The organism is Desulfosarcina ovata subsp. ovata, from assembly GCF_009689005.1.
GTDB classification, from domain to species: domain Bacteria; phylum Desulfobacterota; class Desulfobacteria; order Desulfobacterales; family Desulfosarcinaceae; genus Desulfosarcina; species Desulfosarcina ovata.
This window is the reverse complement of record NZ_AP021879.1, coordinates 2,405,143-2,420,289: the sequence shown is the minus strand read 5'-3', so window position 1 is coordinate 2,420,289 and position 15,147 is coordinate 2,405,143. Positions and strand designations below refer to the sequence as shown.

General features: G+C 62.1%; 17 protein-coding genes. All 17 read left to right on the top strand.

Going from position 1 to position 15,147, the window contains the following annotated elements; translation table 11 throughout:
• Entirely contained in the window at positions 1-327 is a 327-nt protein-coding gene (locus tag GN112_RS10955; protein ID WP_155310249.1) for a tetratricopeptide repeat protein, read from the top strand.
• The gene (coaBC, locus tag GN112_RS10950) at positions 317-1,567 is read left to right on the top strand and encodes a bifunctional phosphopantothenoylcysteine decarboxylase/phosphopantothenate--cysteine ligase CoaBC (protein WP_155310248.1); all 1,251 of its coding nucleotides are present in this window, start codon (positions 317-319) and stop codon (positions 1,565-1,567) included. Before GN112_RS10955 ends, coaBC begins: the two co-directional genes overlap by 11 nt.
• Before the next feature lie 4 nt (positions 1,568-1,571).
• The gene (locus GN112_RS10945; protein ID WP_155310247.1) at positions 1,572-2,354 is read left to right on the top strand and encodes a uracil-DNA glycosylase; all 783 of its coding nucleotides are present in this window, start codon (positions 1,572-1,574) and stop codon (positions 2,352-2,354) included.
• A 45-nt stretch (positions 2,355-2,399) separates the two neighbouring features.
• Positions 2,400-3,695, top strand: a complete 1,296-nt coding sequence (locus tag GN112_RS10940; RefSeq protein ID WP_155310246.1) for an NfeD family protein — start codon at positions 2,400-2,402, stop codon at positions 3,693-3,695.
• Positions 3,696-3,705: 10 nt separating this feature from the next.
• Entirely contained in the window at positions 3,706-4,458 is a 753-nt protein-coding gene (locus GN112_RS10935; RefSeq protein WP_155310245.1) for a slipin family protein, read from the top strand.
• A gap of 144 nt (positions 4,459-4,602) precedes the next feature.
• On the top strand, positions 4,603-5,175 hold the full coding sequence (locus tag GN112_RS10930) for a 5' nucleotidase, NT5C type (RefSeq protein WP_231714142.1): 573 nt from the start codon (positions 4,603-4,605) through the stop codon (positions 5,173-5,175).
• Positions 5,172-6,101, top strand: coding sequence for a tyrosine recombinase XerC (locus tag GN112_RS10925; protein ID WP_155310243.1), 930 nt, complete (start codon positions 5,172-5,174; stop codon positions 6,099-6,101). Before GN112_RS10930 ends, GN112_RS10925 begins: the two co-directional genes overlap by 4 nt.
• A 32-nt stretch (positions 6,102-6,133) precedes the next feature.
• Complete coding sequence (gene hslV / locus GN112_RS10920) at positions 6,134-6,703, top strand: ATP-dependent protease subunit HslV (RefSeq protein ID WP_155310242.1); 570 nt, start codon at positions 6,134-6,136, stop codon at positions 6,701-6,703.
• Positions 6,696-8,063, top strand: a complete 1,368-nt coding sequence (hslU, locus tag GN112_RS10915) for an ATP-dependent protease ATPase subunit HslU (RefSeq protein ID WP_155310241.1) — start codon at positions 6,696-6,698, stop codon at positions 8,061-8,063. Before hslV ends, hslU begins: the two co-directional genes overlap by 8 nt.
• Before the next feature lie 109 nt (positions 8,064-8,172).
• On the top strand, positions 8,173-9,069 hold the full coding sequence (gene argB / locus GN112_RS10910; RefSeq protein ID WP_155310240.1) for an acetylglutamate kinase: 897 nt from the start codon (positions 8,173-8,175) through the stop codon (positions 9,067-9,069).
• Positions 9,070-9,154: 85 nt separating this feature from the next.
• A complete protein-coding gene (locus GN112_RS10905; RefSeq protein ID WP_155310239.1) occupies positions 9,155-10,339 on the top strand; it encodes an acetylornithine transaminase in 1,185 nt (394 codons plus the stop codon).
• A 26-nt stretch (positions 10,340-10,365) separates the two neighbouring features.
• Entirely contained in the window at positions 10,366-11,574 is a 1,209-nt protein-coding gene (locus tag GN112_RS10900; RefSeq protein ID WP_155310238.1) for an argininosuccinate synthase, read from the top strand.
• A gap of 8 nt (positions 11,575-11,582) precedes the next feature.
• A complete protein-coding gene (gene argH, locus GN112_RS10895; protein ID WP_155310237.1) occupies positions 11,583-12,974 on the top strand; it encodes an argininosuccinate lyase in 1,392 nt (463 codons plus the stop codon).
• A gap of 3 nt (positions 12,975-12,977) precedes the next feature.
• Positions 12,978-13,487: an LPS translocon maturation chaperone LptM gene (gene lptM / locus GN112_RS10890; RefSeq protein ID WP_155310236.1), complete on the top strand. Its 510-nt coding sequence runs from the start codon at positions 12,978-12,980 to the stop codon at positions 13,485-13,487.
• A gap of 2 nt (positions 13,488-13,489) precedes the next feature.
• Complete coding sequence (dapF, locus tag GN112_RS10885) at positions 13,490-14,317, top strand: diaminopimelate epimerase (RefSeq protein WP_155310235.1); 828 nt, start codon at positions 13,490-13,492, stop codon at positions 14,315-14,317.
• Positions 14,305-14,847 (top strand): 2-amino-4-hydroxy-6-hydroxymethyldihydropteridine diphosphokinase, encoded by a 543-nt coding sequence (folK, locus tag GN112_RS10880; RefSeq protein WP_155310234.1) that lies wholly within the window; start codon positions 14,305-14,307, stop codon positions 14,845-14,847. Before dapF ends, folK begins: the two co-directional genes overlap by 13 nt.
• Positions 14,844-15,104, top strand: coding sequence for a YHS domain-containing protein (locus GN112_RS10875; protein WP_155310233.1), 261 nt, complete (start codon positions 14,844-14,846; stop codon positions 15,102-15,104). The genes folK and GN112_RS10875 overlap by 4 nt, the downstream gene beginning before the upstream one ends.
• The last annotated feature ends 43 nt before the right edge of the window (positions 15,105-15,147 follow it).

The window sequence follows — 15,147 nt, the reverse complement described above, 5'->3', positions numbered from 1 at the left end:
ATGACAGCGGAAGAAAACAACCCCTTTTATACGAGCACCATGGCCCGTATTCATGCCGGCCAGGGGCGATATGCCGAAGCGGTCCGCATTTATCGCCATCTGCTGGCCGGGAATCCCGACCGAAGCGACCTCCGGGAGGCCCTGGCAGCGGTGCTGGAGAAAATCCCGCCGGTTCCGGCCGACTGGCCGGCGGCGGCGTCCACCATCCGACAGTGGGTTCACCTGCTGTTCCAACAGCAGACGCTCCGGCGGCTGCAACGCATCCGGATCCCAATCGTGACCAAAGAGGAAGAGACAGCGGTGGCTGTTCAACCCGATGAAAAATAGCCTTCTGAAAAACAAAAATATTGTTCTGGGGGTCTGCGGCGGAATCGCGGCCTACAAAAGTGTGGAACTGCTCCGGCGGCTGGTGAAACTGGGGGCCCGCGTGCGGGTGATCATGACCGGCAGTGCCGCCCGCTTCGTGGGACCCACGACCTTTGCCGTGCTTTCGGAAAACCCGGTCTGCCTGGATCTTTTCGCCGAAACGGACGATGCCGCCATCCAGCATATCGCCTGGGCGGATGCGGCCCAGGCCGTGGTTGTGGCGCCGGCCACGGCCAACATGGTCGCCAAGATGGCCGGCGGTATCGCCGATGACGCCCTGAGCACCTTCATGCTTGCCGTCACCTGCCCGGTGATGATCTGCCCCTCGATGAATTCCAACATGTTCGAGCACCCGGCCACTCAGCGCAACCTGGAACAGCTGGCGGCCGACGGCTGCCGGATCCTGGCGCCCGGTGTCGGCGAACTGGCCTGCAAGACCAGCGGTCCGGGACGGCTGCCCGAGCCCGAGGAGATCGTCGATCGGCTGATCAGCTATCTGACGCCCGACGACCTGGCCGGCAAACGGGTGCTGGTGACCGCCGGCCCCACCCGTGAGGCCATCGACCCGGTACGCTTTATCAGCAATCCCTCATCCGGGAAGATGGGCTACGCCATTGCCCGCGCCGCCGAAAACCGCGGTGCCGACGTCACCCTGGTGAGCGGACCGGTGGCCCTGGCCCCGCCGCTCAATGTGGAGATGGTGCCGGTGGTCAGTGTCGACCAGATGGCCGAGGCGGTGTTCGCGCGCATGGACCAGGCCGATGTGATCATCAAGGTGGCCGCGGTTTCCGATTACCGGCCGGTGGTCAGTGAAGCCCACAAGGTTAAAAAGGGCGACGGGGATATTCAACTGGCCCTGACGCGCACCACGGACATCCTCAAGACCCTCGGGCAGCGCAAACGGGCCGGCCAGATCCTGGTGGGCTTTGCCGCCGAGACCCGCGACATGGAGACCTATGCGATGCAAAAGGTGGCCGCCAAAAACCTGGATATGATCGCCGCCAATTTGATCGGGCCGCCCGACTCGGGCTTTGCCGCCGACACCAATCGCATGACGCTTTTTTTCGCCGACGGCCGCAAGGCTTCTTTGGATGTGATGGACAAGGCCGCCGTGGCGCACCGCATCCTCGATGAGGTGGCCTTGATGATTCGCGTCGGCGGGAACGTCTCTGATCCTGCAGCCGCGCCACAGGAAAATTGATCCCATGGATGCCAACCCCCGCCCGTTGCGTCGACCGGCCTCTGTGGTGCAACTCCTCAGGCAGGTGCGCAGCAGCCTGGTGTACCTGAAAGCGAGCGGCTGCACCGGGTTCGATTGCTCAGCCGAGGGGCTGGCGACCCTGGCCCGGCTGGGGATACCGCAAAGGGACGCGCAAACAGGAACGCTTCCCCCAGCGGACCAAGAGACGCCGACAGAGGCGGACGTCGTGGCAACAGTGCCCGAAACCCTGGACGCCATTCGCGCCGATCTGGGCACGTGCACCCGCTGCCCCCTGAGCCGGGGCCGTTCCCACATCGTTTTCGGCGAAGGGGACCCCAGGGCCCGCCTGGTTTTCGTGGGCGAGGGACCCGGCTTTGAAGAGGATCGGTGCGGGCACCCCTTTGTCGGCCCGGCCGGGCAGCTGCTGACCAAAATTATCGCCGCCATGAAGCTCTCCCGCGAGACGGTCTATATCGCCAACATCGTCAAGTGCCGGCCGCCCGGAAACCGCAACCCGGAACCGGATGAGATCCGCTGCTGCCTGCCCTTTCTCAAGCGCCAACTGGCGGCCATCGGGCCGCAGGCGATCTGTACCCTGGGCGGTGTGGCCGCCCAGACCCTTCTGGAATCCAAAACGCCCATCTCCCGCCTGCGGGGACGGTTCCATGAATTCATGGGCATCCCGTTGATGCCGACTTTTCATCCGGCATTTTTGCTGCGTAATCCGAACAAAAAACGCGAGGTATGGGAAGACGTGCAGAAGATCATGAAAAAGCTGACCACCTGACGTCCGACCGGCCTTGCGCCCCTTTTCCTGCCACCAGGGGGTGTTATGCGCCAACGATTGATTGCCGTTTTTCTGGTTTGCACCGTGCTTGGCCTGATCCCGTTCGCTTCGGCCCGGTCCGACGGTCCGCCGGTCTATCTGGTGACCTTGAGCGGTGCCGTCACCCCGGCCACGGCCGATTTCATGGCCGATGCCATCGATCAGGCCGGCGAGGCGGGCGCCGGCTGCCTTGTGATCCTGCTGGATACGCCCGGTGGGCTGGTGGAATCCACGCGCCAGATGGTCATGGCCATTTACGACAGCCGCGTGCCGGTAGTGGTCTACGTGGCCCCTTCGGGGGCCCGGGCGGCCTCGGCCGGGGTGATGATCACCATGGCGGCCGACGTGGCGGCCATGGCGCCGGGTACCCACATCGGTGCGGCCCACCCGGTGAACGCCGGCGGCAAGGACATCGGCGAGACCATGGCCGAGAAGGTGACCAACGATACCGTGGCGTTTATCAAAAGCATTGCCGAACGGCGCGGCCGCAATGTCAAGTGGGCCGAGGAGGCGGTGCGCGAGAGCGTATCGGTCACCGAAAGCGAGGCTTTGGATAAAAAGATCATCGATCTGGTGGCCCGCGATCTCGATGACCTGCTTGCCCAAATCAACGGCCGCGAGCTTTCCGGCAGAACGCCGATTGCCGTCGATCCCGACCAGCGGGTCTGGATCGCCGAATCCCTGAGGGTCCGCATCCTCAAGGCCCTCAGCGATCCCAATATCGCCTATATTCTGATGATGATCGGCCTGGCCGGCCTCTACTTCGAGCTTTCCCATCCGGGGGTGGTTCTGCCGGGGGTCATCGGCAGTATTGCCCTGGTGCTGGCTTTTTACGCCTTCCAGACCCTGCCGGTCAACGTGGCCGGGGTGCTGTTGATTGTGCTGGCGTTGATCTTTTTCATTCTGGAGATGAAAATTGCCAGTTACGGCCTGCTCAGCGTGGCCGGCATCGTCAGCCTGCTGATCGGTTCGGTGATGCTGTTCGATCGCACGGACGGGCAGATGGGGGTTTCCTGGCAGGTGATCATTCCCACCCTGGCGCTGGTGGGCGGTTTTTTCGTGGCCGTGGCCGCCCTGGTGTTCCGCGCCCATACCCGCCAGCCCATGACCGGTGGCCTGGGGCTGATCGGTAAGATCGCCGTCGTAAAGACGCCGCTTTCGCCCACCGGCCGGGTCCAGATCCACGGAGAATTGTGGTTTGCCCGCTGCCCGGACCCTGTCGCGGCCGGTGCCAGGGTCCGGGTGATCGCCATGGACGGGCTCACCCTGGAGGTGGAACCCATCAACGAAGAATCGCATTAAAGGAGGATCCATGATTCCCTACATCGGTGTCGTCGTACTGGTCGTCTTTTTCCTGGCCACTGCCCTGCGGATCCTCAACGAGTACGAGCGGGGCGTGATTTTCCGCCTGGGACGGGTCATCCAGGCCAAGGGGCCGGGACTGATCATCCTGATTCCCATTGTGGATAAGATGGTCAAGGTGAGCATGCGCCTGGTGGCCATGGATGTGGATCCCCAGGACGTGATTACCCTGGATAATGTGTCGGTCAAGGTCAATGCCGTGATCTACTTCCGGGTGATCGAGCCCATCAAGGCCATCGTGGAGGTGGAAAATTACGGCTATGCCATTTCCCAGCTGGCCCAGACGACCCTGCGCAGCGTGTGCGGCCAGGCGGAACTGGACGAGCTCCTATCGGCCCGTGAAAAGATCAATGCCCAGCTTCAGGAGATCCTGGATACGCACACCGATCCCTGGGGCATCAAAGTGGCCACGGTGGAACTCAAGCACATCGACCTGCCCCAGGAGATGCAGCGCGCCATGGCCAAACAGGCCGAGGCCGAACGGGAACGGCGGGCCAAGGTGATCAACGCCGAGGGCGAATTCCAGGCCGCCGACCGGCTGGCCGCCGCCGCCGAGATCATCGACGCCCATCCCACCGCCATCCAGCTGCGCTACCTGCAGACCATGCGTGAAATGTCCGCTGAGAACAACACCACGACGGTGTTCCCGCTGCCCATCGATCTGTTCCGTCCGTTTTTGAAGGGGTTGCGCAAGGACGAATAAGCCTTGCATTTTCAAATATCGATATTGACATGCCCGTCCGGTTGGGATTACTTAAACAACTTTTTGTTAGGCGATTGGCGGGTATATTCTTTGACAGAAACCGCCTTAATGCCCGCTCACGGGCGGAAGGACAGTGATACTCTGATGATCGATCCCGCAGCCCTGGCGTTTGATATTGACGGGGTGATTGCCGATACCATGCACCTTTTTCTGGATATCCTCAGGGACCACTACGATGTTCACACGGTGCGTTACGAGGAGATCACCTGCTACCACTTGGACGAGTGCCTGGATCTGGACGAAGCATTGCTGACGGAAGCCACGGACCGGATTCTCGACGGCCGCTACCGGGCGACGCTGGCGCCCATTCCCGGTGCCGGGCAGGTGTTGCGGCGGATTGCCGCGGCCACCGGCCGCGTACTGATGGTAACCGCCCGCCCGGATGGGGAACTGATCGAGGGGTGGATGCGCGGGCTGCTCGACGGGCAACACCACCGGGCGCGGATCGTGGCCACCGGTTCTTTTGAAGCCAAGATCGACGTGCTGCATGAAAACCGGATCCAATGGTTCGTGGAGGATCGCCTGGAGACCTGCCATCTGCTCAAGTCCTCCGGCATCGAACCGGTGGTGTTCCGTCAGCCGTGGAACCAGGATCGCCACGATTACCTTGAAGTCGACTCCTGGCCGGCCCTGGAAAGGCAGATCGCGTTTCCATGAGCGCAACGCTGCTGAAACCGCAGATCGACCTTTTTCTGGAATCCCTGGCCTCGGAAAAGGGCTACTCCGCACACACGATCCGGGCCTACCGCCAGGACCTGGTCGAGTTTGCCGCCTATGCGGCCCGGGCACTGCCGTCGGTGGCGGAAAAGGGGCTGGAGACCCTGACCGTGGGGCATATCGATGCGCTGACGATCCGCGGTTACCTGGGGTTTTTGCACCGGCGTAACGAAAAATCGACCATTGCCCGCAAGCTCTCGGCCCTGCGCTCTTTTTTCCGCCATCTGGTCCGGCACCGGGTGGCCGACGAAGATCCCACGGCCACCCTATTGACGCCCAAGCAGAGCCGGCCGGTGCCGTCCTATCTCTCCGTGGATGACATGTTCCGGCTGCTGGATCAGACCGCCGACGATACGGTCCTGGGGTTGCGCAACCGGGCCCTTTTCGAAACCCTCTACGGTTCGGGGATCCGGGTGTCGGAGCTGACCGGCCTGAACGTGTTCGATGTGGATGCCGCATCCGGGTGTGTGCGGGTGTCGGGCAAGGGCGGGCGCGAACGGATCGTTCCCGTGGGCCAAAAGGCCCTGGACCGGATCCAGGCCTATCGCGACCGGCTCTACCGGCGGACCGGTATCGACACGGCCAGCGACGGTCCGCTCTTTCTCAATAAAAACAAGGGGCGGCTGAGTTCGCGTTCCGTGGGCCGCATCCTGGAAACCCTGATCCGGCGCTGCAGCCTGGCGGTGCCCATTTCGCCCCACGGCATCCGTCACAGCTTCGCCACCCATATGCTCGATGCCGGCGCCGACTTGCGCACGGTTCAGGAACTGCTCGGTCACAAAAGCCTGTCGACCACCCAGAAATACACCCACGTAAGCATCGACCGGCTGATGGCGGCCTACGACCAGGCCCATCCCCGGCGATAGGATGGGGCCAGAAAGGAATTCCCGATTCATCCATGGACAGGTATCCGCAAGACCATCCGCTCCGATTTCACGGCACCACCATCCTGGCCATCCGCGGCAAGGATCGTGTGGTGATGGCCGGCGACGGCCAGGTGACCCTCAACAACACGGTGGTCAAACACCATGCCCGCAAGGTGCGGCGGATTTACAAGGAGCGCATCCTGGTGGGTTTTGCCGGTGCCACGGCCGACGCCCTGACCCTCACCGAGAAACTGGAGCAGAAGCTGGAGCGGTACAACGGCAACCTGACCCGCTCGGCCGTGGAATTGGCCCGGGACTGGCGGGCGGATAAGTACCTGCGCCGCCTGGAGGCGCTGATGATCGCCGTGGACGGCACGGCCATGCTGCTCATTTCGGGCAACGGGGATGTCATCGAACCGGACCAGGGGGTCGTGGCCATCGGCTCGGGCGGAGTGGCCGCCCAGGCGGCGGCAACGGCGCTGCTGGCCGAAACCGAGCTGGATGAACGCCGGATTGTCGAGACCTCCATGAAGATCGCCGCATCCCTGTGTGTCTACACCAACGACCAGATTACCATTGACGAGCTGTTGATTCATGAATGACCTGAAACCGGGCGACATCGTCGCCGAACTGGACAAATACATCATCGGGCAGCACGCGGCCAAACGGTCGGTGGCCATCGCCCTGCGCAACCGCTGGCGCCGCCGACAGGTGCCCGACGACCTCAGGGACGAGATCGCCCCCAAAAACATCATTCTCATCGGTCCCACGGGCGTGGGCAAAACCGAGATCGCCCGGCGCCTCTCCCGGCTCAGCGACTCGCCGTTTTTCAAGGTCGAAGCCTCCAAGTTCACCGAGGTGGGCTACGTGGGCCGGGACGTGGAATCCATGGTGCGCGACTTGACCGAACTGACGGTTAATGCCGTCCGCGCCAGGGCCCAGGAAGCGGTCCGCGAGAAGGCCGGCCGCATTGCCGAAGAGCGCATGCTGGACCTGCTGCTGCCCAAGGCGGATCCGCCGCGTGCTGAAAACAGCGGCGAGGGTGGCCTGGAGGTGGTCGGTGCGCCGCCCGAAAATGGTCATTCCACCCGCGAAAAACTGCGCAAGATGCTTAAGGCCGGCAAGCTGGACAACCGTTATGTGGACCTGGACGTGGCCGATCGCAGCATGCCCATGGTCGAGATTTTCTCCAATGTCGGCATGGAGGAGATGGGCATCAACTTCAAGGACATGCTCGGTCCGCTGATGCCCAAGAACACCCGGCGCCGCAAGGTCAAGGTGCCCGAGGCGCTCAAGATCATGAGTGCCGAGGAGGCTCAGAACCTGGTGGACATGGAGGCGGTTGTCCAGGATGCCGTGGAACGTGTGGAGCAGGCCGGCATTATTTTCCTGGACGAGATCGACAAGATCGCCGGGGGCGGCGGCAAGGGGCACGGCCCGGATGTTTCCCGGGAGGGGGTACAGCGGGATCTGTTGCCCATCGTGGAAGGCTCCACGGTGACCACCAAGTACGGCCCGGTCAAAACCGACCACATTCTGTTCATCGCCTCGGGCGCTTTCCACACGATCAAGCCATCCGACCTGATTCCGGAACTGCAGGGCCGCTTTCCCATCCGGGTGACCCTGGACTCCCTGGGCCGCGAGGAATTCGTGCGCATCCTTACCGAACCCCAGAATGCGCTGTTGCTGCAGTACATGGCCCTGCTCAAAACCGAAGGCGTGGAACTGGTCTTTTCCGACGAGGCCGTGGAGAAGATCGCCGAGATCGCCGAGGAGGTCAACACGCGCACGGAAAATATCGGTGCCCGGCGCCTGCATACCCTCATGGAACGGCTGCTGGAGGATATTCTTTTCGACGCGCCGGATCTTGAGACCACGCAGATGACCATCGACGGGGCCTATGTGGTTGAAAAACTCAAGGCCATCAAGGACGATGAAGATCTGAGCCGGTACATTCTCTAATTTTGAATGGTGAATTTTGAATTTTAAATTACTGCTGGGTTTTTGAATCGGGAAACATCCGTCATTCAGCATTAAAAATTCATAATTATCAATTATCACAGGAATTCTTATGCCATCAACCATCCCTGCTCCCAATTCGACCGTGGCCGACATCCTCATCGAGGCCCTGCCCTACATCCGGAAATTTTCCGGCATGACCGTGGTGGTCAAGTACGGTGGGCACGCCATGGTGGACGAGCAGCTGAAAACCGATTTCGCCCGTGACATCACCCTGCTCAAGTTCATCGGCCTCAATCCGGTGGTGGTCCACGGCGGCGGCCCCCAGATCAACCGCGTGCTCGACCAGATGGGCATCCGTCCCCAGTTCGTGCGCGGTATGCGGCTCACCGACGGCCCGACCATGGATGTGGTCGAGATGGTGCTGGGCGGCAAGGTCAACAAGGGCATCGTGGCCCAGATCAACCAGGAGGGCGGCAGGGCCGTCGGGCTCAGCGGCAAGGACGGCGGACTCATCCAGGCCCGCAAGATGCACATCGTTCATCAGAGCGATGCGGGCAGCCCGCCGGAGATCATCGATCCGGGGATGGTGGGGGAGGTGACCCGCATCAACCCGGCGATCATCCATACGCTGTCGGAAAAAGGATTCATTCCCATCATCGCCCCGGTGGGTGCCGGCAGCGAGGGCGAGACCTACAACATCAACGCGGACCTGGTGGCCAGCCATATGGCCATGGCCCTTTCCGCCGGGCGCCTGATCCTGCTCACCGATGTGGACGGGGTGATGGACGCCGCCGGCCAGCTGATTTCTTCCATTGATGCGGATACGATTCGAAGCATGATCGCCGACGGCAGTATTTCCGGGGGGATGATTCCCAAGATCGAATACGCCCTGGCGGCCATCAAGAGCGGGGTACCGAAGGTGCCCATCATCAACGGCAAACGCCGTCATGCCATTTTGCTGGAACTGTTTACCGACCGGGGAATCGGAACGGAAGTCACAGAATAAAACAGGTGTTTAGGCGGAAGGTATTTAGACTGAAGGGCTAAAGGAATCCTATCCTTCACCACCGACTTTTTTTCGGAGAAGAAGAATGACAGAATCAATCATGCACACCGCCGATCGGGTGATTGCGGCGACCTACAAACGCTTTCCCATCGTTTTGCAGCGCGGCAAGGGCTGCAGCGTCTGGGATACCCAGGGGCGTCAGTACACGGATTTCGTTGCCGGCATCGCCGTGTGCAACCTGGGCCATGCCCACCCGCGCATTGCCGATACCATCGCCCGCCAGGCCAGGGAACTGGTGCATGTTTCCAACCTTTACTACACCATCCCGCAGACCGAACTGGCCCGCCTGCTGGTGGAAAACAGCTTTGCCGACCGCGTGTTTTTCGGCAACTCCGGGGCCGAGGCCAACGAGGCGGCCATCAAGCTGGCCCGCAAGTATGCCAAGGATCAGGGCCGGCCGGAACGCTACCGCATCGTTTGCATGGAAAAATCCTTTCATGGCCGAACCATGGCGACCCTGGCGGCCACCGGCCAGGATAAGATCAGAAAAGGGTTCGATCCGGTGCTGCAGGGGTTTTCGTTTGTGCCCTTCAACGACATCGACGCACTGGCGGCGGCCATCGACGACCACACCTGTGCCGTCCTGCTCGAGCCGATCCAGGGGGAGGGCGGCATCCACCCGCCGGCGCCCAATTACCTGCAGCAGGTCCGGCAGCTCTGCGACGAGCGGGGCGTGCTGATGATTCTGGATGAGATCCAGACCGGCATGGGGCGCACCGGCAAACTGTTTGCCCACGAGCACTTCGGGGCCGTTCCCGATATCATGACCCTGGCCAAGGCCCTGGCCAACGGGCTGCCCATCGGAGCCATGCTGGCCACGGAGACGGTGGCCGCCAGCTTCGGTGCCGGCGCCCACGCCTCCACCTTCGGCGGCACCCCGCTGGTGACCGCGGCAGCCCTGGAAACCCTGACGATTCTGCTTGAAGACAAGGTGATTGAGCGCGCCGCCGATACCGGCGATTATTTCAAAAACGCCCTCAAACAGCTCAAGCAGCGGCACGGTTGTGTGATTGATGTGCGCGGGCAGGGGCTGCTGCTGGGCCTGCAGCTGGACAGGCCGGCCGACGAACTGCTTCCCATGCTCATGGAAAAAGGGTTTCTGGTCAATTGCGTGCAAGGTGACACCTTGCGTTTCGCGCCGCCCCTGATTATAGAGAAGAATGAAATCGATGCGCTGATCCGCTGCCTGGATGAGCTGCTGACACGCTAAAAAGGTAATTTTCAAGGAGAACGACTGTGGCAGAAAAAATAAACAAAGTGGTGCTGGCCTATTCCGGCGGCCTGGATACATCGGTGATCTTGAGATGGCTGATCGAGACCTACGACTGCGAGGTAGTGACCTTCTCGGCCGACATCGGGCAGACCGACTCCCTGGCCAACGTGGAAGCCAACGCCATGAAAACCGGCGCTGTCAAGGCTTACGTGGATGACCTGAAAGAGGAGTTCGTGCGGGACTACGTCTTTCCGGCCTTCCGGGCCAACGTGATCTACGAGGGGCAGTATCTGCTGGGCACCTCCATCGCCCGCCCCCTGATCGCCAAACGGCAGATGGAGATCGCCGCTATCGAGGGGGCCGACGCGGTCAGCCATGGCGCCACCGGCAAGGGCAACGACCAGGTGCGCTTCGAGCTGGGCTACTATGCCATCAAACCGGATATCAAGATCGTGGCCCCCTGGCGGGAATGGGACCTCAACTCGCGCACGGCCCTGATGGCGTTTGCCGAAAAGCACGGCATCAAGGTGCCCACCACCCATGCCAAACCGTACAGCACCGATGGCAACCTGCTGCACATCAGTTACGAAGGCGGTATCCTGGAAGATCCCTGGGCCGGCCCGCCGGACGACATCTTTGAACTGACCGTGTCGCCCAAGGACGCGCCGGACACTCCCGAGACCGTTGAAATCACCTTTGAAGCCGGCGACCCGGTGGCCATCAACGGCACCGTGCTCTCCCCGGCCAAGCTGCTGGCCGAACTCAACCGGCTGGGCGGCAAGCACGGCATCGGCCGCGTGGATATCGTGGAAAACCGCTTTGTGGGCATGAAGTCCCGCGGCGTATACGAAACGCCCGGGGGCACCATTTTGCGTCTGGCGCACATGGGTATGGAATCGATCACCATGGACCGGGAGGTGATGCACCTGCGCGATTCCATGATTCCGCGCTACGCCGAACTGATCTACAACGGTTTCTGGTTCTCGCCGGAGATGGAGATCCTGCAGGGGATGATCGACAGCACCCAGAAAAATGTCTCCGGTGTGGTACGCCTGGAACTGTACAAGGGCAACTGCATCCTTCGGGGCCGCAAGTCCGACCACTCCCTTTACAGCGAAGCCCACGCCACCTTCGAGGACGATGACGTATACAGCCAGGCCGACGCCGAGGGCTTTATCCGTCTCAACGCCCTGAGGCTGCGCATCCGCAAACTCATGCAGCAGAAAGGGTAGGGCGGGCCATGGCGGAGAAACCCTGGGACGGACGGTTTTCGGAAAAGACCGACAAAAGCGTGGAGGCGTTTACCGCCTCCATCGCCTATGACCGGCGGCTCTACCCCTATGACATTGCCGGCAGCATCGCCCACTGCCGCATGCTGGCCAAGGTCGGCGTGATCACCGACGAGGAGGCGTCCCAGCTGGTCGAAGGACTGGGCACGATCAAGCGCGAGCTGGACCATGGCAAGTTCGTTTTCGACGACAGCCTGGAAGACATCCACATGCACATCGAGGCGCGCCTGCTGCAGGTGGCCGGCAAGGTGGCCCAGAAGCTGCACACGGCCCGCAGCCGCAACGATCAGGTGGCCCTGGACGTGCGCATGTATCTGCGCGAGGAGACCCGTCAGACGATCGATTTGCTCAAGGGCCTGAGAACGGTGCTGGTCGATCTGGCCGAGGCCCATGCGGACGTGGTCATGCCCGGGTACACCCATACCCAGCGGGCCCAGCCCGTGCTTTTCGCCCATCACATGCTGGCCTACTACGAGATGTTTTTCCGGGACCAGCAGCGTTTTAACGAATGCCTGACGCGCATCAACGTCATGCCCCTGGGGGCCGCCGCCCTGGCGGGAACGACCTATCCCATCGATCGGACCTACACCGCCGAGCTGCTCGATTTTCCAGCGGTCAGCGCCAACAGCATGGATGCGGTTTCGGACCGTGATTTCGTCCTGGAATTTCTCTCGGCAGCCAGCATCTGCATGGTTCATCTCAGCCGGCTGTCCGAAGAGCTGGTGCTCTGGTCCACCTCCGAGTTCGGCTTCATCACCCTGTCCGATGCCTTTGCCACGGGCAGCAGCATCATGCCCCAGAAGAAGAACCCGGATATCCCCGAGATCGTGCGCGGCAAGACCGGCCGCGTGGTCGGCGCCCTGATGGCCCTGATCACCCTCATGAAGAGCCTGCCGATGGCGTACAACCGGGACATGCAGGAAGACAAGGAACCGCTCTTCGACGCCGTGGACACGCTCAAGGCGTGCCTTTCGATCAACGCCCAGATGCTTCCCCGGATCACCGTCAACCGGGATACCATGCGCCGGGCCGCCTCAATGGGTTTTCTCAACGCCACGGACATGGCCGACTATCTGGTAGGGCAGGGCATGCCCTTCAGAAAGGCCCATGACTGCGTGGGCAAGGCCGTGGCCTTTGCCCTGGAAAAGGGCAAGGAGCTGGACCAGCTGACCCTGGACGAGCTCAAGCCGTTCTCCCAGCTGATCAAACCCGATCTCTTCGATCACCTGACCCTGGAGCACATGATCGATCGCCGGCAGAGCCTCGGCGGTACGGCCACCGACAATGTGCGCCAGGCCCTGGCCGAGGCCCGCAAAGTCCTGGCTGCCGGGGAGGCGGCGTAACCGGTGGCCAGGCAATCGGACACCCGGCGGTTGACCCCGGTGACGGTGCGCCGTTTTATCGGTGGACCGGTGCGGCCATGGCTGTGGCTTCTGCTGGTGCTCGTTCTTGCCGGGTGCGGCGTCAAGGGACCGCCGGTCCCGCCGGAGCGGCCCCTTCCGCCAACGGTGCTCGATCTGACTTACCGGCTGACGGATCAACGCGTGGTTCTGGCCTGGCAGTTGGCGGCGCCGCTTTCAAAGACGGCTGCCGGCGGGTCGGCTTTTGTGGTTTTGCGGTCGCGCAACCGGCTGGACCAGCCGTTTTGCGAGACCTGTCCGCTGGTGTTTGAACGGGTGGCCGTGATCCCCTACGTGGACGCCCCGGAGAACCGTTTTTCCACCGAACTGGCTCTGGACCCGGGTTATGACTACCGGTTCAAGGTTCATCTGGAAACCGGACCGGCGGCCGGCAACGACTCGAATCTGGTGCGGTTCGACGTTCCCGTTTCGGCCATGCCGGCGGCAGAGGAGTGACCATGGACCCGATCCCTTTTTTCAAGATGAGCGGCAGCGGCAACGATTTCATCATCATTGACAACCGGGAATTCCGGGTCCCCGAGGCGCGCCTGGACGAGCTGGTCGTCGGGGCCTGCCGCCGGAAGATGGCCGTGGGCGCGGACGGGGTGATCCTGATCGAATCCTCGGATCGGGTCGATTTCAAGTGGCGCTTTTTCAATGCCGACGGTTCCGTGGCCGAAATGTGCGGCAACGGTGCCCGCTGTGCTGCCCGTTTCGCCTTCCTGCACGGCATCGCCGGTCGGCAGATGGCCTTCGACACCCTGGCGGGGACCATCGAGGCCGATGTGGGCCCCCGCCTGGTGAAGCTGCGCATGACCGATCCCTTTGACCTGAAAACCGGCATCGAGCTGGATCTGGACGAAACCCGGGTTGGGGTCGGCAGCGTCAACACCGGGGTGCCCCATGCGGTGATGATGGTGGATGATATTGAAACCGTGGATGTGATCGCCACCGGCCGGCAGATCCGCCGGCATGTCTATTTTGCACCGGCGGGCACCAACGCCAACTTCGTGGCCGTGGATCCGGCCGGGCGGATTCTCATCCGTACCTACGAACGCGGTGTGGAAGACGAGACCCTGGCCTGCGGCACGGGCAACGTGGCGGCCGCCCTGGTGCTGGCCCGCGAACGGGGGTTGGCATCGCCGGTGACCCTGACCACCCGCAGCGGCAGCGATCTGATCGTGCATTTCCGTTCCCGGGGAGACGGTTTCGGGGATGTTTTCCTGGAAGGCGATGCGCGGGTGATCTATCGCGGGGAGTTGTGGGAGGAAGCATGGCAGCGCTGATCCCGGCGCACACGGTGCTTATCTCCGTGGGATCGAACCTGGGAGACAAGCTGGACAACTGCCTGCAGGGGATTACGGCCCTCACCAAAGGGGGCCTGGCGCGCCTGGAAGGGGTGTCACGGTTCTACCGCACCTCGCCGGTGGACTATACCGACCAGGACTGGTTCGTCAACGCAGCGGTGAAAATTACCACGAATCTGGCGCCGCCGGACCTGCTGCGGCATCTGTTGGCCATCCAGCAGCAGATGGGCCGCAAAAGCGGCGGCATCCGTTTCGGTCCGCGGGTCCTGGACCTGGATATCCTCCTGATCGGCGATCGGGTGATGCGGTCTCCGGACCTGGAAATCCCCCATCCGCGCATGCACAAAAGGGCCTTTGTCTTGCAGCCCATCTGTGATATAGACCCAGCGGTCATTCATCCGGTATTGGGGCGCTCCGTTGCCGATCTTTTAAATGCGCTGGACGATGCCGACCAGCAGATCGTCCCGCTGGCGCATCAACCCATGCTGACAAAAGGCGGGTTGTCGTGAAACTGCTTTTTCTGATCCTTATTGTCTACCTGGCCTACCGGGCCGGCAAATCGTGGCTCAAGCGGAACCTCCAGGTGCCCGGCCAGGGAAATGCCGCCGGGGGTGCGATCGATGACGTGATGGTTCAGGATCCGGTTTGCGGCATCCATTTTCCGCGGCGCGAAGGCGTGGAATTGCGGTACGACGGGCAGGTTTACCTGTTCTGTTCGGCCGAATGCCGGGACAAGTTCCTGGCGGACCGGGGAAAAAAGACCTGACGTTGATTGACTTCCCGAAATGCTCAACGGGAAGTACTGTTTT